This is a genomic window from Microbacterium sp., from assembly GCF_035556355.1.
In the GTDB taxonomy this organism is placed as follows: domain Bacteria; phylum Actinomycetota; class Actinomycetes; order Actinomycetales; family Microbacteriaceae; genus Microbacterium.
Map to the genome: position 1 here is coordinate 13,172 of NZ_DATMFG010000049.1, position 23,366 is coordinate 36,537.

Annotated in this window: 16 protein-coding genes; 10 read left to right on the forward strand and 6 right to left on the reverse strand. The window is 67.4% G+C overall.

Annotated features, from left to right (window positions below; translation table 11 throughout):
- Positions 1-11: 11 nt before the first annotated feature.
- Positions 12-1,187, reverse strand: coding sequence for a DegT/DnrJ/EryC1/StrS family aminotransferase (locus VNR19_RS14235; RefSeq protein WP_325727855.1), 1,176 nt, complete (start codon positions 1,185-1,187; stop codon positions 12-14).
- Positions 1,188-1,377: 190 nt separating this feature from the next.
- Here VNR19_RS14235 and VNR19_RS14240 point away from each other — a divergent pair, with 190 nt between their 5' ends.
- The 6 genes from VNR19_RS14240 to VNR19_RS14265 are packed head-to-tail and all read left to right on the forward strand — an operon-like array spanning position 1,378 to position 8,363.
- Positions 1,378-2,430 (forward strand): polysaccharide biosynthesis protein, encoded by a 1,053-nt coding sequence (locus tag VNR19_RS14240; RefSeq protein ID WP_325727857.1) that lies wholly within the window; start codon positions 1,378-1,380, stop codon positions 2,428-2,430.
- Between the two features lie 11 nt (positions 2,431-2,441).
- Complete coding sequence (locus VNR19_RS14245) at positions 2,442-3,521, forward strand: polysaccharide biosynthesis C-terminal domain-containing protein (RefSeq protein WP_325727859.1); 1,080 nt, start codon at positions 2,442-2,444, stop codon at positions 3,519-3,521.
- Positions 3,521-4,663, forward strand: a complete 1,143-nt coding sequence (gene wecB, locus VNR19_RS14250; RefSeq protein WP_325727861.1) for a non-hydrolyzing UDP-N-acetylglucosamine 2-epimerase — start codon at positions 3,521-3,523, stop codon at positions 4,661-4,663. The genes VNR19_RS14245 and wecB overlap by 1 nt, the downstream gene beginning before the upstream one ends.
- 8 nt (positions 4,664-4,671) lie before the next feature.
- Positions 4,672-5,940 (forward strand): O-antigen ligase family protein, encoded by a 1,269-nt coding sequence (locus tag VNR19_RS14255; RefSeq protein ID WP_325727863.1) that lies wholly within the window; start codon positions 4,672-4,674, stop codon positions 5,938-5,940.
- 9 nt (positions 5,941-5,949) lie between these two features.
- Complete coding sequence (locus tag VNR19_RS14260) at positions 5,950-7,122, forward strand: acyltransferase family protein (RefSeq protein ID WP_325727865.1); 1,173 nt, start codon at positions 5,950-5,952, stop codon at positions 7,120-7,122.
- Positions 7,119-8,363, forward strand: a complete 1,245-nt coding sequence (locus VNR19_RS14265; protein WP_325727867.1) for an MATE family efflux transporter — start codon at positions 7,119-7,121, stop codon at positions 8,361-8,363. Before VNR19_RS14260 ends, VNR19_RS14265 begins: the two co-directional genes overlap by 4 nt.
- On the opposite strand, the gene VNR19_RS14270 is transcribed toward VNR19_RS14265, so the two are convergent.
- A complete protein-coding gene (locus VNR19_RS14270) occupies positions 8,352-9,638 on the reverse strand; it encodes a glycosyltransferase (protein WP_325727869.1) in 1,287 nt (428 codons plus the stop codon). The two genes, VNR19_RS14265 and VNR19_RS14270, sit on opposite strands and share 12 nt — an antisense overlap.
- Before the next feature lie 66 nt (positions 9,639-9,704).
- On the opposite strand from VNR19_RS14270, the gene VNR19_RS14275 reads away from it, so the two are divergent.
- Positions 9,705-11,537 (forward strand): DUF4012 domain-containing protein, encoded by a 1,833-nt coding sequence (locus tag VNR19_RS14275; protein WP_325727871.1) that lies wholly within the window; start codon positions 9,705-9,707, stop codon positions 11,535-11,537.
- Positions 11,538-11,705: 168 nt separating this feature from the next.
- Here VNR19_RS14275 and VNR19_RS14280 read toward each other — a convergent pair whose 3' ends face one another.
- Both VNR19_RS14280 and VNR19_RS14285 read right to left on the reverse strand, forming a co-directional pair.
- A complete protein-coding gene (locus tag VNR19_RS14280; RefSeq protein ID WP_325727873.1) occupies positions 11,706-17,513 on the reverse strand; it encodes a peroxidase family protein in 5,808 nt (1,935 codons plus the stop codon).
- A 249-nt stretch (positions 17,514-17,762) separates the two neighbouring features.
- Positions 17,763-19,961, reverse strand: a complete 2,199-nt coding sequence (locus tag VNR19_RS14285; protein ID WP_325727875.1) for an MMPL family transporter — start codon at positions 19,959-19,961, stop codon at positions 17,763-17,765.
- A gap of 133 nt (positions 19,962-20,094) precedes the next feature.
- On the opposite strand from VNR19_RS14285, the gene VNR19_RS14290 reads away from it, so the two are divergent.
- Positions 20,095-20,643, forward strand: coding sequence for a hypothetical protein (locus tag VNR19_RS14290; RefSeq protein WP_325033474.1), 549 nt, complete (start codon positions 20,095-20,097; stop codon positions 20,641-20,643).
- Between the two features lie 24 nt (positions 20,644-20,667).
- Here the strand turns inward: VNR19_RS14290 and VNR19_RS14295 are convergent, their stop codons facing one another.
- Together VNR19_RS14295 and VNR19_RS14300 are read right to left on the reverse strand one after the other, a co-directional pair.
- Positions 20,668-21,426 (reverse strand): CPBP family intramembrane glutamic endopeptidase, encoded by a 759-nt coding sequence (locus VNR19_RS14295; protein ID WP_325727877.1) that lies wholly within the window; start codon positions 21,424-21,426, stop codon positions 20,668-20,670.
- Complete coding sequence (locus tag VNR19_RS14300) at positions 21,410-21,967, reverse strand: hypothetical protein (RefSeq protein WP_325727879.1); 558 nt, start codon at positions 21,965-21,967, stop codon at positions 21,410-21,412. Before VNR19_RS14300 ends, VNR19_RS14295 begins: the two co-directional genes overlap by 17 nt.
- A gap of 152 nt (positions 21,968-22,119) precedes the next feature.
- Here VNR19_RS14300 and VNR19_RS14305 point away from each other — a divergent pair, with 152 nt between their 5' ends.
- Both VNR19_RS14305 and VNR19_RS14310 read left to right on the forward strand, forming a co-directional pair.
- Positions 22,120-22,713 (forward strand): arsenate reductase/protein-tyrosine-phosphatase family protein, encoded by a 594-nt coding sequence (locus VNR19_RS14305; protein ID WP_325727881.1) that lies wholly within the window; start codon positions 22,120-22,122, stop codon positions 22,711-22,713.
- A 61-nt stretch (positions 22,714-22,774) separates the two neighbouring features.
- The coding region (locus VNR19_RS14310) for a YveK family protein (RefSeq protein WP_325727884.1) at positions 22,775-23,366 on the forward strand (592 nt) is incomplete at its 3' end.

Consider the following 23,366-nt stretch of genomic DNA (forward strand, 5'->3'; position numbering starts at 1 on the left):
GACGCCGCCCGTCATACCGCGTGCGGTCCGAGGACTTCCTGCAGCGCCTCGACGACCTGGTCTACCTGTGCGGTAGTCATCGAGGAGAAGATCGGCAGGCTGACCGTCCGTGCGTACGCATCGGTCGCCACAGGGAAGGACTCGGGCTTGAGGTCGAACGTCTCGCGCCAGTATGGGTGGAGGTGCAGCGGAATGAAGTGAACGCTTGTCGAAACCCCCCGCGTCGACAGCTCCTCGATGAGTCGGTTGCGCCCGATGGGAGCATCGTCCTCCACCTGCACCACGAAGAGGTGGTGCGCGTGCCCGGCAGGATCGGGTGTGGGGGCCGGGAGACGGAGCGGAAGATCCGCCAGCTCGGCGCGGTACCGTTCGGCGATCGCCATCCTGTTTCGCCGCATCTCTTCGGCGCGGCGCAGCTGCACACGGCCCATCGCCGCAGCCACGTCGGTGAGGTTGTACTTGAAGCCCGGCGCGACGACCTCGTACTCCCATGAGGGCTTGCGGGAGGAGTAACGATCGAAGACGTCGCGACTGATCCCGTGTAGGCGCATCGTGCGTGCACGGCGAGCGAGATCGGGGTCGCGGGTGACGAGCATCCCCCCTTCCCCTGTCGCGATCGTCTTGGTGGCGTAGAAGGAGAAGACGACTGCATCGCTGTCGCCATTTCCGACGAAGCGGTCGCCGTCGCGAACGGGAAACGCGTGAGCTGCATCCTCGACGACCGCGAGGTTGTGGCGGGCGGCGAACTCGCGCACCGCGGACGCCCCGACGGGCACCCCGGCGAAGTGCACAGGAATCATCGCCTTGGTGCGCGGGGTGAGCAGATGCTCAGCGTGCTCCAGGTCGATGTTGAGTGTCTCGGTTCGCACATCGACGATCACGGGAGTCGCGCCGACATAACGGACGATTTCGGCCGTAGCGGTGAACGTCCACGTCGGCACAAGCACTTCGTCGCCCGGCCCGATGCCGAGTGCCTCGATCGCAAGGTGCAAGCCGGCTGTCGCGGAGTTCACAGCGACGCCGATGAGGTCGCCGCCGCCGAGATACTCGACGAACTCGCGTTCGAACGCAGCAGCATTCGGTCCGGTGGTCAGCCAGCCTGATCGCATCGCCTGTGCGACTGCTTCGATTTCGGCTTCCGTGATGTCGGGGATTGCGAATGGAACGCGGCCGTCGCCTGCCGTCATCGAAATATCAACTCACAAACTTCTCGAGCGCGTGATCACGGCGCGAACGCGGGCTCCCGCACCTACGCGCAGGCGCCGTGGATGGCCGCCACCGACAGCGCTCAGGCTATCATCACAGGGTTGCGTCCTCGTGAGCGCACTAGCGCCGCGCGGGGCGGCGTATGTCCGCCGAGCATCCGAAGGTTGAGACTTGACACAGAATTACGCGGGCAAACGAATCCTCGTGACCGGCGGCACGGGATCGTTCGGCCATACGGTCGCGGCCAAGCTCCTCGAGCGCGATGTCGCCGAGATCCGCATCCTCAGCCGTGACGAAGCGAAGCAAGATCTCATGCGTCACGAGATCCCGGATGGACGTCTCCGGTTCTACGTCGGCGACATCCGCGACTACGACAGCGTCGACCGCGCCACGCGTGACGTCGACTACGTCTTCCACGCGGCTGCGCTCAAGCAGGTTCCCTCGTGCGAGTTCTTCCCGATGGAGGCTGTCCGCACGAACGTCGTCGGCAGCGAGAACGTCGTGCGGGCTTCCGAACGGAACGGCGTGACCTCGCTCGTCTGCCTCAGCACCGACAAGGCCGTGTACCCCGTCAACGCGATGGGAATGTCGAAGGCGCTCATGGAGAAGGTGGCGCAGTCGCATGGTCTGAACAACCCGCGTGCGGTGACGACCGTGTCCTGCGTTCGCTATGGAAACGTGATGTACTCGCGGGGCTCGGTCATTCCGCTGTTCGTCCGTCAGCTGCGCGCGGGTAAGAACCTCACGGTGACAAACCCCGACATGACACGCTTCATGATGTCGCTCGCGCATTCGGTCGACCTCGTCGAGTTCGCGTTCCAGAACGCGGAGCAGGGTGACCTCTTCGTGCGCAAGGCGGTCTCCTGCACGATCGGCGACCTCGCGCATGCTGTCATCAACCTGTTCCGCGCGAAGGCGGAGGTCGAGGTCATCGGAACGCGCCACGCCGAGAAGCTCTCCGAAGCGCTCGCGACGCGCGAGGAGCTCTCGCGTGCACTCGACATGGGCGACTACTTCAAGATCAGCGCCGACAAGCGCGACTTGAACTACAGCCAGTACTTCGAAGAGGGCGATCCGCGGCAGACGCAGTACACCGATTACGACTCCCACACGGCGCAGCGCATCTCGATCCCCGAGATCGAGGCGCTGCTGCTGACGCTCCCAGAGATCCGCAGGGACCTTGCGCTTGCGGGCGTAACCGTCGACGAGACGGCAGGCTCGTGACCGGTACGGCGATGACCGGCACCGAGGGGTTCCTCGGCTGGCACACGCGGTGCGCATTGCGTGAGCAGGGCGTCGACACGACCCGCGTAGCCGTGGGAGACGGTTTCGCGCTCGACCAGGCCCGCACGTCGATCGACGGCGCTGATCGACTGATCCACATCGCCGGCGTGAACCGAGGAACTGACGACGAGACGCGCGAGGGCAACGTGCTGTTCGCAACCCAGGTGGCGGATGCCGTGCGCAGCGCCGAGCGGCCGCCGCGCAATATCGTCTATGCGAACTCCACGCAGGCCCGAAACGGCACACCGTACGGCGAGGGCAAGGCGCGTGCGGCTGGGATTCTGGCGGATGCCGCATCCGCCGTCGGCGCGAAATTCATAGACATCCCCCTGCCGAACCTCTACGGCGAGCACGGTCGCCCCTTCTACAACGCGGTCACCGCGACCTTCTGCCACCTCCTGGCCAACGGCGGTGATCCGAAGGTGGAGGTCGACCGCGAGTTGACGCTTCTCCACGCTCAGGACGCTGCCGACCTGCTCACGGGAGCCCGCGACGAATCGAGCCTTGATGACCTCGTCGCACACGAAACGGTGACGGGACTGCTGGCTCGACTGGAGCGCATCTCCGCCACTTACTCCACCGGAGACATCCCCGATATCGCGAGCGATTTCGACCGCAACCTCTTCAACACCTACCGGTCGTACACGTTCGACACGCAGACCCCGATCCGGCTGACTCGGCACGCCGACGCGCGGGGGTCATTCTTCGAGGTCGTGCGTTCGCACGGTGGCACCGGTCAATCGTCCTTCTCCACAACGGGGCCCGGCGTCACAAGGGGCGATCATTTCCACCGCCGCAAGGTGGAGCGGTTCACTGTGCTTGCCGGCAAGGGGACGATCTCGCTTCGCCGCCTCTTCACCGACCAGGTGCATGCTTTCGATGTTTCCGGTGACGAACCTGTCGCGATCGACATGCCCACGATGTGGGCCCACAACATCGTGAACACCGGCGAGGATTCGCTCTACACATCGTTCTGGGCGAACGACATCTTCAATCCTGAGGCACCAGACACGATCCCGGAGGTGGTGTGATGACGTCGCGCCTGAAGGTGATGACGGTCGTCGGCACTCGACCCGAGATCATTCGGCTGTCAGCCACGATCAAGCTGCTCGACCAGCACACCGACCATGCGCTCGTGCACACGGGTCAGAACTACGACTACGAGCTGAACGACGTGTTCTTCTCGGATCTCGGGCTGCGCCGACCTGACCACTTCCTCAACGCCGACACGTCGTCGCTGGGCGCAGCACTCGGCTCGATCATCTCCAAGACGGAGCAGGTGCTTCTAGAGGAACGCCCCGATGCCTTCCTCGTGCTCGGCGACACGAACAGCTGTGTCTCCGCTGTCATGGCGAAGCGACTCAAGGTGCCGGTCTTCCACATGGAGGCGGGCAATCGTTCGTTCGACGAGAACGTGCCCGAAGAGACCAACCGCCGCCTGGTAGACCACATCTCGGACTACAACCTGGTCTACACCGAGCACGCCCGGCGGAATCTGCTCGCCGAAGGCATCCACCCGTCCCGCATTCTCCTCACCGGCTCGCCCATGCGAGAGGTGCTCGAGCAGAACCGCACTCAGATCGAGGCAAGCGATGTCGTCGAGCGACAGGGGCTCACGCGTGGCGGCTACTTCCTCGTGAGCCTGCACCGCGAAGAGAACGTCGACGATCCTCGACGCCTTGGGGAGGCGCTGAGCTCGCTTCAGCGACTCCGCGACGCTCATGGCGTACCGGTCCTCGTCTCAACCCACCCCCGAACGCGCAAGCGGCTCGAGTCACTCGATTTCGCGGCCAAGGACGGCCTGACCTTCCACCCGCCGTTCGGATTCCACGACTACATCAAGCTCCAACTCGACGCGAAGCTCGTGCTCTCTGACAGCGGCACGATCAGCGAGGAGTCCAGCATCCTCGGCTTCCCCGCCGTGACGATGCGCGACTTCATCGAACGGCCTGAGGCCCTCGATGCGGGCGCCATCATCACGACGGGAGTGAGTCCCGACGACGTCGAGCGCGGTGTCGATCTAGCGCTCGCGCTCGGCGGTGGGTCTCTCCCCGCCAACTACGACGTGACGAACACGGCCCAACGCGTGCTCGCATTCATCATGGGCACCGCCCACTCTCATGCCCGCCGGCTGGGGCTGTTCCCCACCCGCGCGCGGACGTCCAGCGCGTAAGGGCCCCCATGCCTCCAGTGAATTCGGCGACGGCTCGCGCCCAGCGGCGAGGCGGCTTCGGTGACGCGCTTCTCGCGCTCGCGTTCTCGTTCGTCGGTCTCGGCAACCTCATCCTTCCGCCGGTTGCGCAAGATGTGCTCGGAGTCGACTATCTGATCATCGCCTTCGGCGTGCTGGGGCTCCTGATCTTCTTCCGCATTCGAAGGGTGGTGACCTCACCGCAGGTCTGGCTGTGGTCCGCGCTGATTCCCCTCGGCGCACTGCCGGGTTTTCTCGTGGCAGGCATGAACAGTTATGGCAGCTTGAAGCTGTTCTCGTTCGTCACCGTTTTCCTTCTCGCACTCGCGGCATCAGCTTTCGTCGACATCGAACGCGGCGTGGCGTACACGACCAGAATCACTCTCTCGGTCGCGGTAGGAGTCTCGTTGCTCTCATTGCTGCTGCAGGAGACGACTGTCGGTGGGCGGGCCACGCTCTTCGATCTCAACCCCCTCGGGGTCTCACGTGTCACAGGACTCGCGATCGTGATTGGAGCCATCTTCGCTCTGCAGGGCAAGCGAAATCGACCCTGGTATGTACTGTTCGCGGCCCTCGGCCTCATCAGCACTTCATTCACGTTGAGCAGGGGTCCCCTCGTATCGGCATTCGTCGCCTTGGCTGTAGTGCTCGGGCTCATGCTCTTCGTGAGGCAGGTACGCTCATCGTGGATTGTGCTGCTGGTGATCGGCTCCGCGATCGTTACCTGGCTGGCGGTCTGGTCCGGTTGGTTCCAGTTCGCGGAAGCCTTCTTCCGTGGAGACTCCGGGCGCGGTCATCTGTTCCCGTTCGCGCTACAGCAGTTCTTGCTCAATCCGCTCGGGATCGGGTGGGGCTCCTTCTTCTATGCGGGCGACATCGCGTTCGAGTCCGATGATGCGAGATACCCCCACAACCTGTTTCTGGAGTTCGCCGTCGAGGGCGGAGTCGTCGCCCTCGTTGCTCTCGTGGCGGCTCTGCTTTTCATTGCTCGCGCGGCGAGCACGGCCTTCGTGGCTACCAAAGACCCGCTGGTCCTCGCCGTAATAGGGATCTTCATCTACGCGCTCGTGAACGCGCAGTTCTCGAGTGACGTGACCGGCAACCGGATGCTGTGGGTCTCCATGGCTCTCGCCGCAGCACTCGCGTCCTACCACCGGCAAAGAGCGCGGATGGCCCCCACGCTCGCGTCAGACTCGGACAAGCCACCCACATCGGACGGCCGGCAGGCATCGGACCGTAGTCGGAGGGGGCGTGGCTAGACTGCCCCGATGGCGGATTCAGGTGGCATGAGAAGGAACAACTTCGACTTCTTGCGATTACTCGCCGCTTCGACCGTCCTCATCCACCACGCTGTCATCCACCTAGACGCGAGCTTTCTCTGGCATAACGAGGGCAACAACTGGTGGTTCAACGGAGGCGTGCCGCTCTTCTTCATCCTCTCGGGGATGATGGTCTATCGCTCCGGTGAGAAGTGCCTGGCATCCGGCCTTCCATGGCGCAGCTTCTACGCGAACCGCGCTCTGAGGATCATGCCGGCGATGTACGTGTACATCGTTGCCCTGACCATCTTCCTTCTCGCCGTCGGCATTATCACGTTCAGCCAAGCGCTGACACCGACCTATGGTGCATACGTCGCTTCGAACCTCCTCCTCATACCCGTCTACACTCCGCCTGCGCTGGCGGACTTCGGAGTCGGCGTCGTCAACGGCAGCCTCCCGACGATCCCCATGGAGGTGTCCTTCTACGCGATCGTCCCAATGCTCGTGCTGCTCGCATCACGTGTGAAGTGGCGAACCACGCTGATGGTCACGTTCGGAGTCGCGGTCGCGGGCATCCTGGTCTATGCGGCGGTAGGGGGGACCGAATCCGAGCCACTCATCTGGAAGTTCTACGGGGTGACCTTCCTGCCATATCTCTGGTACTTCGCTCTCGGGATGCTGTGGTCAAGAGCGTGGCCGAGGGTCGTCCAGTCCGGCTGGATCGCACTCGCGGCGATCGTCCTCTACTTTGTCATCGACAAGATTCCCGTCGGCGCGGAGGGAGCGGTCATCACCAGGGCGCTCGCGGCAATCCCCCTCTCTTACGCCGCGATGTGGTTCGGCTATCGCGGGCCGCAGATGTTCTCACGCATCACGAGCCGTCTGGGAGACTTGAGCTTCGGCACCTACATCTGGCACATGATCGTAGTGAATACGCTCATCTACTTCGGCGCTCGGACGTGGCCGGTGGACGGGACGATCCTCGTCCTCATGGTCTTCCTTATCTCGCTTGCCATCGCGTTCGCTTCTTGGCGGCTCGTCGAAAAGCCTTCGCTCGCCCGAAAGCCGTATTCGAGCCGCGCGAGGATCGCCGCCGTTCAGGACGAGCGGGCCAATGCGGCGACGAAGTCGACACCTCCCGGGAACCTTCGGCCCGACACCGGTCACTCGGGCGAAGCATGAGCCACGTGCGATCTAGCACCCTCATCGCCGCGGGACTCATCGTAGGTCAGGGCGCCGTGTACCTCGCGACGCCGATCCTCTCGCGCCTCTACTCCCCCGCACAGATCGGCACTGCCGCCGCGATCCTCGCCGCCGCGGGAGTGATCGGGGCGGTTGCCACGCTCCGATTCGAGCTCATGCTCCCCGCCGCTCCTGACGGCGAAGTTCGCTGGCTGTCACGGCGCGGCGCCACGCAACTTGTCATCCTGTCGGCACTGTTGGCCCCGATTGCCGGCCTAGCCCTGGGGTTTTCGCTGATCGACACGGTGATCACAGCCCTCACGTCAATCGGGATCGGAAGCGTCGCACTCTCGCTGCAGACCGCTTCGCGCGTCCAAGAACTTCGCGGCGTGGCCGCCGCCAAGGCCGTCCAAGGCGTGGGCCAGACGGTCGCGCAGATCGGACTGGCGGGCCCGGCGGGGCCCATCGGAATGCAAACGGGAGCCGCACTCGGCCTGCTTGCGGCGAGCGGGGTGCAGACGATCAGCTCGCATCGAAGAGTGGCAGCCCTTCCATATGCCAAGCCGAGTCGCGACTCCCTCAGACGCATCGTCCGCCACGCTCTCTTGCTGACACTTGCCGCGGGCTGCAACGCCGCTGTGGTCGCTGCACTACCCCTGTTGACCCAGGTTTACTTCGGCGATGCAACGACCGGTGAACTCGCAGTCGCGCAACGCCTTGCGCTTGCGCCCGCAGGACTCGTGGTCGCGGCGATCCTTCCGGTCGTGATCACTCAGTACGGTGCTCAGGTCCGATCCGATGAGCATGCGAGTCGAGCGCTCGTCGTTCATTGGCTATGGCGACTCGCGCCCCTTGGAGCGATTGGAACCGCCATGCTGCTCCTAGCCAGTATGCTCCCGCTCGATGTGGTCCTTGGCCCGGAGTGGGCCGGGGTGGGCCCGTACATCGCCGCTATGGCACCCGCAATAGGTTCGCAACTCATCGTCGGTCCGCTGTCGCAGTGCCTGGTGATCAGGGGTCGAGTGCGAACCCAGCTCGTGTGGGACATCGCACGCCTCATTGGGGTCTTCGCGGCGGCCGCGGTCACAGTTGGAGCGACAGGATCCGCCCTCGCCATGGTATGGGTCGTCTCGGGCGTGATGGTGACCGCATATGGCGGGTATCTCTTCCTCGTACTGAGCAGGCGCGAGACGTCGTCGCCAGAAGCAGGCGGACCGACCGATGGGTTCTCAGCCGCGTGAGACGGCGGCACTACCCCCTGATACGACTCGCGCGTACAACGCCCGTAGCGCCGGGCTGCTCGTGCCCTCCCAGGTGAACCGCGCGCGGGCATGAGCAACTGAGCGGTCGAGCGCAGCCTCCGTGCTGGCCTCATCGCGCCGCAACTCGGTGATCTTTGTGACCAGAAGATCAAGCTCGTCCGGCCCGACTGTGAAGCCGAGTGCATGGTTCGAGATGAACTGCGCCGCTGCTCGTCCGTCCGTGCTGGCGATCACCAGACCCATCACCGCGTACTCATAGAGCTTGCTTGCGACAGCAGTGTCAACCTGGGGGTGAGACGGTTGCAGAAGTGAAAGGCCAAATCCGTAGCTTGCGAGCAGTTCCGGCATCTCGTGAGTCGGCACCGGGTCGAGTATCCGAAGATTCGGCGGGTTGCCCGCTTCTTCGACCATGCGCATGAAGTCTTCCCTGTCTTGCTGACTCGAGAACCGCGCCATTACGTCGATCTGCAAACCTGCGTCCCGGTCAAGCGCCCGCTTTGCTATACGCACGAGCGCCTGCGATCCGTATTCGCGATTCAAGGAGCCCGTGTGGATAAGCCGCATCGATCTCTCAGCGAACGGTAGCCTCAGGCCTTCGCGGAATTGCTCCGCCGACGGATAGTTCGGAGAGACCGCCACTGGCACGTTGAGCCGATCAAACGGGCTGCGCATCGCCTCAGCCACGAGGTTCGCGCCCCCGCGCGTCGCACGTGTCGTGCGGGCCTGGTACCGGTCGAGCTGCTCGCCGACGAAGCGCCTCGCCCAGCCCGGGAGCGGAAGCTTGCTCGCGTAGTACTCGCCGTAATACTCGTGCACGTCATACACGACGGGCCGCCCAGTCTTCCGGTGCCACCGGCGAGCCTGGCCGAGCATGTAGAAGTCGTGGATATGCCACAGCCGGGCATCGATGTCTCGCGCCACACGCGCAACCGTCCGGACTGACAGCAGCCGTTCTTTCGTCGAAGCAGGGGTCGGCAGCAGACGCTCTTCGATGGCGGGGTGGCGGCCGGGTTCGCCCTCTCCGAGCCACACGAACGAGAGTCTGAAGCCGGCGTCGAGCGCGACCTGGGCACAGCGGATGACTCGGCGGTCACCCCGCGGGTGCACCGTGGGAATGCACAGAATGGGCGAATCGCCCGTCACGTGCGGCGGAACGACGAGCCGCCAGGAGTCGGTCTCTACGACCTCGCCGTTCGGTTGCATTCGCTCGTCACTCAGACTTTCCGGATGCCGCGGACTGCCCGCGGTCGCCACAAGATTGCCAGCGTACCAACCGTCCCAAACGGGGTCCTCTCAGTCAGATCCGGTTGAATGGTGAGGATGCCTGAGACACCGCGGACCCGCGCCGACGCGCGCGCAGCCGCACACACCCGTCGACGTACGCGATCCGCCCTCATTTGGATCATCGCCGGAGCCGTCGTACTCGTTGGCATCGCCAGCATCGGAGTGTTCGCTGCGAAGGTCGCTGGCGACGTCTTCGGGGTACGTGACGACCTCACTCGTGCGGCAGCCATCGCGCGCACCCTTCCGCAGAAGGTCATCGCTGGTGATACCGCCGGCGCCGAGGCCGACGCCTTGTCGCTCGAGCGGCTCGCCGGGCAGGCGCTCGCCAGGACGAGCGGGCGCTCATGGGGCCTGGCCGAGGCTGTGCCGGTTCTCGGATCGAACCTCAAGGCGGTCCGCACCGCAGCGGAAAGCGTTGACGCCGCAGCACGGTTCGCGGCTGCATCCGTTCCGCGCATCAGCCTCTCCGCGTTCCAGCCCGTCGGGGGCCAGATCGACATGGCCGCAGTCCACGAACTAGGCGACGCGATCGCCGAAGGTCAGATTGTCTTCGCAGACATCGAAGCCGATCTGGCAGACGTGGACCGAGCCGGGCTGGATCCACGTGTCGACGCAGCTCTCACCCAGCTCTCTGACGCCGTCGATAGCGCTGAACAGTTGATGTCGACGGTCAAGCCGCTGATCGACGTCCTCCCCGCAGCGCTCGGCGAGGGAGGGACGCACACTTACCTGCTCATGTTCCAGGGCACCTCGGAGATGCGCGCGTTGGGCGGCAACCCGGCGGCGATGGCGCTGATCACCGTGACCGACGGTCGGATCGCGCTCACCCGACAGATCACGAGTCTCGAGTTCGAGAATGCCCGGCCCGAAAGCGTGGTGCCGCTCGATGCCGAAACCGAGAACATCTACTCGGACATCATCGGTCGCTGGATCCCGAACATGACCGCGACCCCCGACTTCCCGACGACTGTGCGCATCCTGCAGGGGTGGTGGGCCGACGAACAGCTACCCGCCTTCGACAGCGTCATCTCGATCGATCCGATTGCGCTCTCGTACCTGCTCGCCGCAACCGGCCCCGTCACGCTCGACACGGGAGACCAGCTCACAAGCAGTAACGCGGTCTCGCTTCTACTCAACGGCGCCTACTTCCGTTACTCGGCTCTGGACGAGCAGGACGCCTTCTTCGCATCGGCCGCGGCGAAGATCTTCGGGACGCTGACGACCGGAATCTCCAATCCAGTGGCGTTCGTCAACGGACTGGTGCGCGCCGTAGACGAGGACCGACTCAAGGTGTGGAGCTCCAACGCAGACATCGCGTCGTTGACCGCCCATACCCCGCTCGCCGGAGTCCTCCCCGTCGACAACAGCACCGAGACGGTCTCGGGCGTCTACTTCAACGACACAACCGGCTCGAAGATGGACTACTACGTGACCGCCTCGGTGACCGCAACGACCGATCAGTGCTCCACGACCGCGCCGCCGACGTTCACGAAGCGGGTGGTCTTCAACAACACCGTGACTCCCGAAGCCGCCGCTGGCCTGCCGCTCTACATCACCGGCCCGTTCTACTCACCCGGCACTATCGCCACCGACGTGCTGATCTACTCCCCCGTCGGCGCCATGATCGAGTCCTGGACGGTGTCAGGCGCGCAGTCGTACTCCCTGATGAGCGAAGGCACCCACCTCGGCCGCGATGTCGTGCGCATCAGCGTGGTGACGCCGCCGCAGACATCGGCCACGATCGACGTGGTCATGAAGGGCGCAGAGGGTGTGGCGGCATCCGAATACGGCCCCTTCGACGTATGGACGACGCCGATGGTCCGCGATACTCCCGTCACGATCGACGCACCCGGCTGCGCGGCGGACTGAGCTCGATCGGCGCGGAGCAGAAGGGCCGACCCTTTCGGGTCGACCCCTCTGCATGCCGCACCCGGCGCCTCCTGCCGGCCTGGGGAAGGGCTCGATACGCGGGAGAGGGGGTGTTTCACGCCGGGCGCGGCTGCTGGGATTCCTCCTTCTGTCCTTCTCCTGCGATCCCTAGGGACCGGTCACCGGAACCGTCGTCCAGGCGGTGGCCTGGTCGGGGTTCTCCGCCCCGTCCGTGTAGGAGACGATCACCCGGATCCACCGGCCGACGTCGGTCGACTTCGGTGCGTAGACCGTCCCCGGAGGCACGATCTCCTCGGGGGCGTACGGCGTCCACTCCGGCTCCGCTCCGGGAGCGTTCGGGTCCGTCGTCGTCCACGACCACTCGTAGGTGAGGACCGAGTCCTCGCCGAGGCCTCCGTCGGGGTCGGTCGGCGGACCGGCCACGATCGTCGAGCCGACGAGGAGCGGTTCGGGGTGCATCAGCACCACCGTCCCCGATCCCGACGGGCCCTCCGCGACCGGTGTGTCGGACACCGCCGACGTCACGGTCTGGAAGGTGCCGTCCGCATCCGTCCAGCTCACGGTCACCCGCAGGAGCTGGCCGACCGCCGACTGGTCGGGCACGTAGACGTTCGACGCCGTGCCGAGCGGGTTGGGAAGCTGCTCCCACTCGCTGACGTTCTCGGCGTTGTCGCCCTCGCCGGCCCACCAGGTGTACCGGACGTTGGTCATGCCCTGCAGGTCGTACGGGGCATCCGTCGGGTCGCCATCGGCGTCGGCCTCCCACACCTCGGCCACGACCGGCTCGGCCTCGACCGGGTCCATCGGCGTCATCGTGACCGCGGCGTCCGCCGTGCACGAGATCCATGCGGTGCCGTCCTCGGAGATCTCGGCGCAGCCGTCGAGGAACTGCAGCCGCTCGAACCCGTGGATGACGTCCACGCCGTCGCTCTCCTCAGGCTCAGCCGCACCGACGTGCTCGATGCGCCAGTAGCCGGAGCCGAGCGGTCCGACCGGCGTGATCTCGTACTCGGCGAAGGCGTTGGCGTACTGCGCCGTGTCCATCGAGCTGCCGGCGTTCGGGTCGTCGACGATGTCGCGCACGATGTCGATCGTGCCCGGGTCGAGCGTCCCCGCGAACACGCGGGCCTGGAGCTGGGACGCGCTGTCGTAGAAGTTCGTCCCGTCCGTGAGCCGCACGCGCAGCATCTTGTCGCCGTCGAGGTAGTCGTTGCCACCCCGGCCCTCGATGATGTCGTTGCCAGGACCGCCGATGACGATCTTGTGCACGCCATCCGCGTCCGCCTCCGGAGCACCCCGCATGAAGTTGAGCGAGAAGTCGCCCAGGGCGAGCGGCTCGCCGTCCACCTGGATGACCGGACGCAGCATCTCCTTCAGGCCGGCGATGCGGCCGAGCGCCTCCTCGGTCGCCTTGTTCAGCTCGATCTCGCTCTCCGACAGGTCGTCCGGGTTCGCGATCGGGCCGCGCAGGATGTCGCTTCCCGATCCACCGGACATCGCCTCGAGCAGGTCGAACCGCGACGGCAGCGGGTTGTTCGGCTCGAACACCCGGTTGAACGCCCAGTCCGCCGTGATGCCGACGTTGGTGCCGTAGTAGGTGATCCAGTCCCATCCGAGACCGCCGTGGTGGCGGTCGGTCCCGGTGGCGTTGCCGATGAGGATGTCATCGCCGCCTTCACCTTCGACGTCGTCGTTGCCGAGGCGTCCTGCCACGACATCGTTGCCGCCGAGGGTGTCGTTCTGGAACTGGTCGGCGTTGTCGCCCTGCAGCAGGTCGGCGTGGCCGGAACCCTCGACCCAGTCGTCGTGCTCACCGCCGACGACCGTCATGCGGCCCGTGGTGCCGAGGAAGATGTCATCGCCCATTCCTCCGAAGAGGGTGGTGACGTCTCCGCCGCCGTTGACCATGAAGTCATCGCCGAGACCGCCGAGGCCGAGGTCGACCCCGCCGCCCACGTTGATGGCGTCATTGCCCTGCTTGCCCTTGATGTTGTCGTCGCCGAACGAGTCGGTGATGATGTCGTTCCCCTGTCCGCCGACGAGCATGTCGTTGCCGGAGCCGCCCTCGATGCGGTCGTCGCCTCCGTAACCCCAGATGGAGTCGTCGCCCTCGTCGCCGCGCAGGTTGTCGTCCGCCGGCGTGCCGTGCATCTCGACGTGCTCGTCGCCCTGCCAACGCCACTGGCCGTTGATCAGGCTGAGACCCGGCACGCGCTCCGAGGCCGGCAGTGCCGCCTGCTCCTCGATGTCGATGATCGGATCCTGCAGCGCGAAGATGTCGGCCGGCAGGTTCGAGGCATCCGTGTTCCGCTGGATGATGTCCGAGAACGTGTTGCCCTCGAGAGCGGCGAACAGCTGCTCACCCTCGTTGCGGAACAGGTAGTAGAACCGGTCGCCGAACTGGAGCTTCTCCAGCTGCGTCTCGAACACGAAGTTGAACGTCGAGCCGAGCATGCCGCCGAACGGGTCGAGGCGCTCTGCGAGGCCGCCGATCCAGAAGTCGACATCATTGAGGCCGGTCTCCTTGCCCGCCCACGTGCCCGTGCTGAACATGAAGTCCTCACGGTCCTCCGGAGCGGCCACGACAGGCGGGGCGAGCGTCGCGATCTGCTCTTCGACCGCGAGCGACACCGAGTTCGGGCTGCCGACGATCTGCACCTGCGCGATGCCGAGCCGCTGCAGCTCGCTCATCGTGCCCGCCGCGATCGCGGTCGGCTGCGTGAGCAGGATCGGTCCGCCGAACATGCCGGCCGCCGGGCCCGCCGCGAGCGCGTCGGGGAAGTTCGTGCCGGTGGTGACGAACGCCGTCGGCGCTCCGTCCGGGTAGAACTCCTGGCTGACCTTCACCGCGGTGTCGTAGCGGTTCACACCCGCGATGCGGCGCGTGTCGCCGTACGCCGAGATCGCCGTCTCGACGGCCGCGCTCACCGACGGCGTGCCGCCGACGATCACGATCTCACCCGGCGTGAGGCGCGCGAGCTCGGCCGCGGTGGCCGGCGGGAGCGCCCCTGGCGTCGTCAACAGGACCGGCGAGCCGTCCCGAGCCGCGATCGCGCTGACCGCGAGCGCGTCCGGGTAGTTCGTGCCGTCCACGACGAACACGCGCTCGACCCCCGGCTCGGCGAACCGCTGGCTGATGAGCGACGCGGTGTGGTAGCGGTTCGTGCCCGCGAGCACGTCCACCTGACCGGAGCTCGCGTACGCCGCGAGGTTCGCGATCGTCTCGGGGCTCACGGTGGTGGGACCGCCCAGCACCACGATGCGCTCGGGGGTGAGCCGCTGAAGCTCGGCCGCGGTCGCCGACGGGATCTCACCGTCGGTGCTGTGCGCGACGAGCAGGAGCGGTCCGCCCTCCGCCGCGGCACCCGCCGCACCGGCCAGACCGTCGGGGAAGTTGTACCCGTTGGTGATGTACACCACGGGCACCGGCTTCGCCTCGGGGAATTGGCGCTGGCTCACGAACGCCGCGGTCTGGAACCGGTCGGAACCGGAGTGCCGGATCACGAACTCCTCGCCCTGGAGGGCGCCGTTCACGAGGAGGGCAGCGGCGGTGCGCTTCTCCTCGATCGTGGTCGCCGCCAGGATCGACGGGTGCGTGCCGTACGCCGCCACGAAGTTCACGAGCGACGCCTTCTCACCGGCACGACCGAAGTTGTTGCCGTTCTTGATGTTCCGGCCGAAGTCGTCCCAGCTCGTGTACGGCTTGAGAGTCGTGTCGCCGGTCATCTCGAAGAACTTCTGCCGCGCAGCCTGCAGCGGCGGCACGCCCGTGTCGCGACCGCGGAGCAGGTTCAGCGTCGCGAGGTCGAGCGGGAGCCCGAGCAGGTTGTTGCGCAGCACGTCGACGACGTGCTCGTCGATCTGGCTGCCGACGCGCGCCGTCATGCCGTTGATGAGCGACCCGGCGGCCTCCTCCGGCGAGAGCGTTCCGTTCTCGTCGTAGAGCGTCGGGTTGAGGAATCCGGTGAGCAGCGGGATGTCCTGCATCGGCTGCCCGCCCTCGACCGCCTCGCGGCCGATCTCCTCGGTCATCATCGAGTGGCCGAACCGGTACACGACGTGCGCGAACTCGGCCGTGATCGACGGGTCGATCGCCGCGTTGTAGCTGTTCTCGTTGAACACGACGGCGTCGATGTTCGGCGAGATCTTGCGGCCGAACTCCTCGAACACGAGGTGCTGGTACTGCATCTCGGTCGCGAACTTGGCGGCGTGGAACAGGCGCTCCTGGAACTTCCAGTCGTCGGCGTTCCAGTTCGCCGGCAGCGACGCCGGGCTGCCGCCCTCGGGGAAGTACCCCGGGAGGTTCTCCTCCGGCTTGTCCGACACGTACGAGTGGGGCTCGCCGCGGAAGGCCTTGGCGAACTCCTCGATCCCGCCGCGCTCGTCGGAGTCCTGCGCCTCGAGCTCAGGACGCTCGCCGTTGAGCACCTCGAGGATCTGCCCGACCATGCGGTTGTGCTCCGCGTGGAACACCGCGTGCACCGCCGTGAGGCCGATGTTCTCGTTGACGCGCCCGTCACCGGCGATGAAATGCTCGTCGAGCGCGGCGTTGTCGTAGCCGCTGAGCACCGGCTCGCCGGTCTCCGGGTCGAGCACGGCGGTGCCGTCCTCGTTGAAGCGCGGCAGCAGTTCGCCGGTCTCCGGGTCGACCACCGGCGTCGCGCCGTGGGCGATGTCGTCCAGGAACGCGTGGCCCGTGCCGAGCACGTCATCCGGGACGGGGACGCCGCCGGGACCGCCCGGGACGAAGCCGCTGCCGGTGATGTACTGCGGGTAGCCGTTCTCCGCCGGGATGAAGTTGCCGTACGGGTCCGTGAGGATCTGCGGGACGTCGAGCAGGTCGGCATCCGTGAGCTCGAGGCCGAGGATGTCACGGGCCTGAGCCTTGACGTCCTTCCACTTCGCCATGCCGCCGTTCTCGCCCTCGATGAGCCGGCCGGTCGGCACCGGAACGCCGCCCTCGAGCTCGTACTCGCGCAGGAAGAAGTGGTGCGCCGGGTGCGAGCCGTAGGTCTGGTTCTGGTCGATGAACGGCGAGGTCAGGTTCTTGTGCTCCGTCGGGTTGCCCTCGAGGCGAGTCGCCCGCGTGAGGGTGATGAAGTTCGCCGCCGGGTTGCACTCCACGGTCTCGCCCGGGCGCATTCCGCTCTCCGGGCAGTAGAGCGGGTCGTCCTCCGCGAGCGGCACGATCATGGTGCCGTTGCCGCCCTTGCCGACCAGGTCGAGGCCGTGGTCGAAGAACTGGCCGAAGAAGCCCATGAACGTGTTGAACGGCGCCGAGAGCTCCTCGTCCGGTGCCGTGTTGGGGGTGACGACGCGGTCGGTTCCCTCGATCGGGATCGCCGTGCCGGCCTGCACCTGGTTCGCGATGGCGGGGTTGTTCACCGACTGGTCGACGATCAGGTTGCTGATCAGGCGCGGCTCCGAGTCGTACACGTTGCCGCTCGTCTGCGCGTAGCAGGTCGTGCCCGCCTCACACGCGGCCATCTGCTCGGGAGTGTTCGCCTCGAAGCCGAGGTCGAGCGCCTCGGGCTCCGCCTGACGCCATTCGGCCTCCAGCAGCCGGGGGAACGCGTTGTCGGACGCGCCGTACTCGGACTGGTGGAGGCGGAGGTTGTTGAACGAGCCGTCGATCGTGCGGACGCCCTTGGGACGCATCTCGTCCGACACGCAGTTCTGCGCGGCGTCGCCCTGATCGGTGCAGAGCAGCTCGTAGTTGGAGGGGTTCAGCACGTCTGCGGCGTGTGCCTCCGAGATCTGGATCTGCCGGAGGATGAACTCCAGGTCGTTCTGGTTGAGGACGAACGACGGATCCTCATCCGTCGCCGCCACGGCTCTGTCCGGTGGACTGCCCGCCAGAAGCGTCAGCACCAGTCCGGCGATCGCGACGATCGCCAGTGCTATCCGCCGCCACCTTTCCGAGAGGTCCCCAAGTGAATGCGTGTTGGTGTTCATCGACTGCCGTGCCCTCCAGACAGGCCTTGCGCCCCCAGCTGAACCCCGGCACGCCCAGACCGTGCCGTGCACCGGCCCCAACCGGCGCTGGTTGATTCATACAGGAATCTCCACCCAATGACAAGGTAATTCGCACGAAAAGTTCAGACTGGGTTCAGACGAGCTTCAGGCATCCGTGCATAGGCGAACTCCCCCGCTGCGGCCGCCTGCAACAGGGTCTTCGCGGGCGTCGCGCGACCCGCTCCAGGGTCAGACCGAGACGGTCTCCCGCGCCTCCTGCGGGCTTTCCACGGATGCCGACGGCCTCGAGAGCGCGCTCGGCCACCACGCACTCGCACCCACGTCGTAGACGAGCGCGGGCACGAGGAGCGTGCGCACGACGAACGTGTCGAGGATCACCCCGAACGCCACGATGAAGGCGATCTGCGCCATGAACAGCAGCGGCAGCACACCGAGCGCGGCGAAGGTCGCCGCCAGCACGATGCCGGCCGAGGTGATGACGCCGCCGGTGAGCACGAGGCTCCTGAGGATGCCCGTGCGCGCGCCGTGCAGAACGGTCTCCTCCCGCGCCCTGGCCATGAGGAAGATGTTGTAGTCGACGCCGAGCGCGATGAGGAACACGAACGCGAACAGCGGCACCGTCGGATCGGCCCCGGTGAACCCGAAGACCTCGTTGAACGCGATCGCGGACACGCCGAGAGCGGCCGCATACGACAGCGCGACGCTGCCGATCACGATGACGGGCGCGACGAGCGATCTCAGCAGCGCGACGAGCACGACGAAGATCGCGAGCAGCACGAGCGGGATGATGATCGCGCGGTCGCGCAGGGCGGCTTCGTTCGCATCGATGTCGATCGCCGTCTGCCCGCCCACGAGCACGTCCCGGCCGACATCGTCCAGCGCGGCGCGGAGCGTCCGGACGACGGACTCCGCCTGCGGCGTGTCGGGTGCGTGGTCGAGGGTCGCCTCGAGCAGCACGCGTCCGTCGACGACGAGCGGAGCGAGCGCGATACCCGCCCCCGATGCGAACGGCTGCACGCCGTCGGGCGTGATCGGCGTCGGGCCTCCGAGTGTCGCCACACGGACGTGATCCACGCCGTCCACCCCGAGGATCGCCTCGGTCACCTGGAGCATCCGAGACGCCTCGACGACGACCACCGCGGGCGTTCCCGAGCCCGCGGGGTAATGCTCCGCGAGCACGGCGAGCCCGTCGCGCGCCTGCGACTCGCCGATGACGTACTGGCTCGACGGTGCGCCGTCGGCGCGCAGCTGCGTCAGGCCGAACGACATGGCGACGAGCGCGAGGCCGGTCACGATCCAGACGCCACGGTGGCGGTGCGCCACGGACCGCGCGAGGCGCGGCCACAGCCCCGGTCCGTCCGTGGGGTCCTCATGCGGATGCCGCGCCACGATCCTCCGCGGCCAGAACGCCCTTCTGCCGGCCCACAGCAGCAGGGCGGGCAGGAGCGTGAACGATGCGAGAAGCGCGAACGCGATGCCGATCGACGCGATCGGCCCGAGCGTGCGGTTCGAGTCGAGCTCGCTGACCAGGAGCACCATGAGCGCCGCGATGACCGTGAGCCCCGAGGCGAGGATGGCCTTCCACGACCCGCGCAGGGCATCGCGCGTGGCCTCCCACCTCGTCCGGCCGGCCGCGAGCGCCTCGCCGTAGCGGCTGATGTACAGCAGCGCGTAGTTGGTGCTCGCGCCCACCACGAGGATGAGGAGGATCCCCTGCGTCTGCCCCGCGAGCAGGACTGCGCCCGAGCGCGCGAGGCCCGCGACGACGAGGACCGCCCCGCACAGCGCCGACAGGCTCGTGAAGAGCACGATGAGCGGAAGCAGCGGCGATCGATAGACGACGATCAGGATGAGCAGGACCGCCCCGAGGGCGACGAGCAGGAGCAGCCCGTCTATGCCGGCGAATGCGGCGATGATGTCGGCCGCGAATCCGGCGCCGCCCGTGATGTAGACGCCCGTCGCCTCGGGAACGGCGGTCTGCAGCCCGGCGCGCAGCAGCGACACCGTCTCATCGAGCGCGCCCTGCGAGTCGACCGGGATGACGAACTCCGCCGCGAGGCCGTCGTCCGCCACGATGAGCGGCGTCGAGCGGAACAGCGCGAGCCCGTCGATGGGGGGCATCCGCTGGATCTGCCGTTCGATGAACGGCACTTCGCGCTCGTCGAGGGGCTCGTCGAACGTGAGCACCGCGACGGCGTAGCTGTAGCCCTTCACCCTGAACTCGTCGTCGAGCCGATCGACCTGGGTCGACTCCGCGCTGTCGGGCAGGAACTGCACGCGGTCGTTCGTCCCCAGGTCGTTGAGCTGGCTGAACGCCCTCCCTCCCGCGAGGAAGATCACCACCCACACGAGGATGATCCCCGCCGTGATCGCGATGCGCCGCCCCCGTGATTCCTTCGCACGCTCGCGCGTCGCCGTGTTCCCCATACCGGCCCCCAGACTCCGTGTGGGAGACAAGATAGGCGCAATCCTGCTCGCAGTTCTACCTTCTGCTGAGGCTTTCCCGAAGATTCCGCACACTTTCGCTGGCGTTGCGGCTGGCCGGGACTATCGTGAACGCATGGGGGTTCTCTTCGGCACCGTGCTCGTCGTGCTCGCAGGCACGGGGCTCATCGCGCCGGCGGGCGATCGCTCCGAGCCGGTGCCGACGCCCGGCTGCGTGTTCTCGGGGGGCGCGATGATCTGCGGCGGGGCGCAGCCCACCGATCCGCCGGGCGGCCGACCGTCCACTCCGGCACCGAGGCCGTCGCAGCCTGAGCAGCCCGGCCCGAGCGCGCCGCCGGCCGCTCCGACGCCCGCGCCGGCGCCCGGAGAGCCGGGTGCGCCGTCGACTCCCGCGCCGAAGCCGGATCCGTCCGCCAGCCCGACCGCGCCGCAGCCGACGACGGAGCCGCGCACCGACGACCCGACGCCGGCGCCCTCACCGTCCGAGAACGGCGCTCCGGCGAGCGAGGACGACGGCGCGGCGACGCCCGTGATCGCGACGGTGGCGATCGGCGCCGCGGTCGCAGCCGCCGGCGTCACCGCGGCTGTCCTCGTGAGGCGCCGGGCCGCGGCATCCGCGACGGGCTCCGATACGGGCACCGGCGGCGACGGGTCCGCCGACTAGGTCGACACAGGCCCACCCGCACCGTCAGAGCTGCACGAGCAGAACCAGCGCGCCCACGCCGTTGTACACGACGTGCGCGGCGATCGGGGCCCAGATCCGCCCTGTCACCGCGGCCAGCGTGCCGCACGCGATGCCGGTGAGCGTCACCCCCAGCAGGAGCGCCGGCTGCAGCCCTCCCACGATCGCGTGCATCGCGACGAACGCCGCGGTCGAGATCGCGACGGCGACGACCGCCATCGACCGTCGTCCCATGCGGTTCGCGAGCACGTCGCTCGCGGCGCCCTGGACGAGACCGCGGAAGTAGGCCTCCTCCACGATCGGCGCGATGAGCACCGCCGCGATGAGCGTGACCGCGAGCGCGGGCGCCGGAGGCGCGAGACCGGATGCGCCGCCTGTCGGCGCGACGAGCTCGACGAGCGCGCGCACGACGAGTCCCGCGAACGCCCCGAGCACCGCATCCGTCCACGACCCGCGCACGAAGCCCGCCGGCGCACCCGCGCCGTCGCGGGACCGCCGGCCCGCGATCGCGACGGCGAGCGCGAGGGGCGTCATCGTCAGCACGACGAGGGCGACCGCCAGCGCGACGGGCGGCCAGCCGGTGAAGAGCTGCGCCGTCGCCGCCGCGGCCGCCGTCAGCGCCCACGCGACGGCGGCGATCCCGAGGGCGAGGCCCGGGAGCTCGTACCGGGCGCGACGCAGCCGGTGCGGGCGCGGCTCGAGCCCGTCGCGACGGGTGCCTTCGCGCGACGGGCTCGTCGAGGTGCCTCTACTGTCCGCGGGCACGACGCCGCGCGAGCGCCGCCGCGATGGCGATGCCGCCGATGCCGAGCGCACCGATGCCGCCCCAGATCAGCGCCGCCGGCACCGTGCCACCCGTGGTCGACAGACCGCCGCCGGCGGCGCCTTCGCCCCCGCTGGGCCCGTTGACGGTGATGGACGCGGTGGCAGCGAACGTTCCGGCGGTGTCGGCGACACTCACGGTGTAGTTGTGGGTGCCGGTCACCTGCGGCGCCGTGAAGGTCGCCGACAGGTTGCCGTTGCCATCGGCTGTCTTTGTGACCTGCGTCGTGCCGACCGCCGCGAACAGCGAAGAGAGCGACGAGGCCGACACGCCGGCGCCGCTCACGGTGAACACCGCGGTCGTTCCCGCGGGAACCGTGCCGTCGCCGCCGCACTCGATGACCGTCGACTGCCCGGGCGTGATCGTCGGCGCCTGCACAGTGCACGTGACGTCCGGTGGGTACGTGTCCGCGGTCGCAGCGCTCGCCGCCATGAAGATGAGGGCGCCGCTGATACCGATGACGGAAACAATCTTCTTCAGCATGTGAGATCCCCAGTTCTCTGCCGCAGTGCCTCCGCTGGCGCGGCCCTTGACCGCCGGAGTGCCGTCATGCTACTCCACCCCAGACGGAATCAACAGGTATCATTCAGATTTCCGCAAGGATTTCTCAACCTCCCCGAGAGGGCACCGCCCGCATGATCGAGATCCTCACGGTGTGCACCGGCAACATCTGCCGCTCTCCGCTCGCCGCACAGCTCCTCCGGCGCGCGCTCGGCGACGTCGGCGCGCGGGTCGAGAGCGCAGGCACGCACGCACGCGACCATGACGCGATGGCACCCGACGCCGTGCGCCTCGCCGAACGGCTCGGGGTCGGACCAGACGAGATCCGGATGCACCGCGCCCGCCGCCTCGACGAAGGTCAGCTCACGCGCCCTGACCTCATCCTCACGATGGACCGCGACCAGCGCAGGGCGGTCGTCGAGATCGCGCCGACGCGCGTGCACGCGACGTTCACGGTGCGGGAGTTCGCCCGTCTCGCGCGGGCGGTGCCGCGCGAGGAGCTGCAGGCGGCGGCATCCGCCGGCGACTCGCCGTCCGGGCGCGTCCGCGCGATGGCCCGCGAGCTCGCCCTGCATCGCGGCCTCGTGCCGCAGCCCGTGGACCCCGACGAGGACGACGTTCCCGACCCGTACGGACGGGAGTGGCACGCGTACGTGGCGTGCGGCGCGCAGTTGGTCCCCGCGATCCGCGTCGCCGCCGAGACCGTGCGGGGCGCCGTCACCGTCTGAGCACCGGGATGTCGCCTCGCGGTGTGGCACAATACCCGGAACCACCGGACCGAGAGGCGACATGGAGCTCAGGGAATACGTCCGGATTCTGCGCAGGAACTGGGGGATCATCCTCGCGGCGACGCTGCTGGGGATCGCGGTGGCCCTCGCCTGGTCGCTCACCCGCACGCCGGAGTACCGTGCGCAGAGCACCGTGTTCGTCTCGAGCCAGGCAGGTGGCAGCATCGCCGAGCTCGAGCAGGGCGCGAGCTTCGCGCAGTCGCGCGTCGCGACCTACGCCAGCCTCGTGTCGACGCCGATCGTGCTCGATCCGGCGATCGAGCAGCTGGGGCTCGACGAGGACGCCCCCGACCTCGCTCCGCGCGTGCAGGCGACGACGGTGCCGAACACGTTCCTGATCACGATCACCGTGACCGACACGGATCCGGACCGCGCCGCCGACACCGCCAACGCCGTGGCCGCATCGCTCGCCACGACGGTCGAGACCCTCGAATCCGTCGACGACGACGAACCCGCATCGAGCCCGGTTCACCTCACCCCCGTCCGCGACGCGCTCCCGCCGGATGCGCCGTCCTCGCCGAACACGCGGCTCAACCTGCTCATCGGCGGCCTCATCGGAGCGGCGCTCGGCATCGGCGGCGTCGTCCTGAGGA

What these genes read in the sequence shown, in the direction of transcription:
- VNR19_RS14235 (WP_325727855.1), bottom strand. Translation starts at nt 1,187, where the DNA reads ATGACGGCAGGCGACGGCCGCGTTCCATTCGCAATCCCCGACATCACG.
- VNR19_RS14245 (WP_325727859.1), top strand. Translation starts at nt 2,442, where the DNA reads ATGACCGGCACCGAGGGGTTCCTCGGCTGGCACACGCGGTGCGCATTG.
- wecB (WP_325727861.1), top strand. Translation starts at nt 3,521, where the DNA reads ATGACGTCGCGCCTGAAGGTGATGACGGTCGTCGGCACTCGACCCGAG.
- VNR19_RS14255 (WP_325727863.1), top strand. Translation starts at nt 4,672, where the DNA reads ATGCCTCCAGTGAATTCGGCGACGGCTCGCGCCCAGCGGCGAGGCGGC.
- VNR19_RS14260 (WP_325727865.1), top strand. Translation starts at nt 5,950, where the DNA reads ATGGCGGATTCAGGTGGCATGAGAAGGAACAACTTCGACTTCTTGCGA.
- VNR19_RS14265 (WP_325727867.1), top strand. Translation starts at nt 7,119, where the DNA reads ATGAGCCACGTGCGATCTAGCACCCTCATCGCCGCGGGACTCATCGTA.
- VNR19_RS14275 (WP_325727871.1), top strand. Translation starts at nt 9,705, where the DNA reads ATGCCTGAGACACCGCGGACCCGCGCCGACGCGCGCGCAGCCGCACAC.
- VNR19_RS14280 (WP_325727873.1), bottom strand. Translation starts at nt 17,513, where the DNA reads ATGAACACCAACACGCATTCACTTGGGGACCTCTCGGAAAGGTGGCGG.
- VNR19_RS14285 (WP_325727875.1), bottom strand. Translation starts at nt 19,961, where the DNA reads ATGGGGAACACGGCGACGCGCGAGCGTGCGAAGGAATCACGGGGGCGG.
- VNR19_RS14290 (WP_325033474.1), top strand. Translation starts at nt 20,095, where the DNA reads ATGGGGGTTCTCTTCGGCACCGTGCTCGTCGTGCTCGCAGGCACGGGG.
- VNR19_RS14300 (WP_325727879.1), bottom strand. Translation starts at nt 21,967, where the DNA reads ATGCTGAAGAAGATTGTTTCCGTCATCGGTATCAGCGGCGCCCTCATC.
- VNR19_RS14305 (WP_325727881.1), top strand. Translation starts at nt 22,120, where the DNA reads ATGATCGAGATCCTCACGGTGTGCACCGGCAACATCTGCCGCTCTCCG.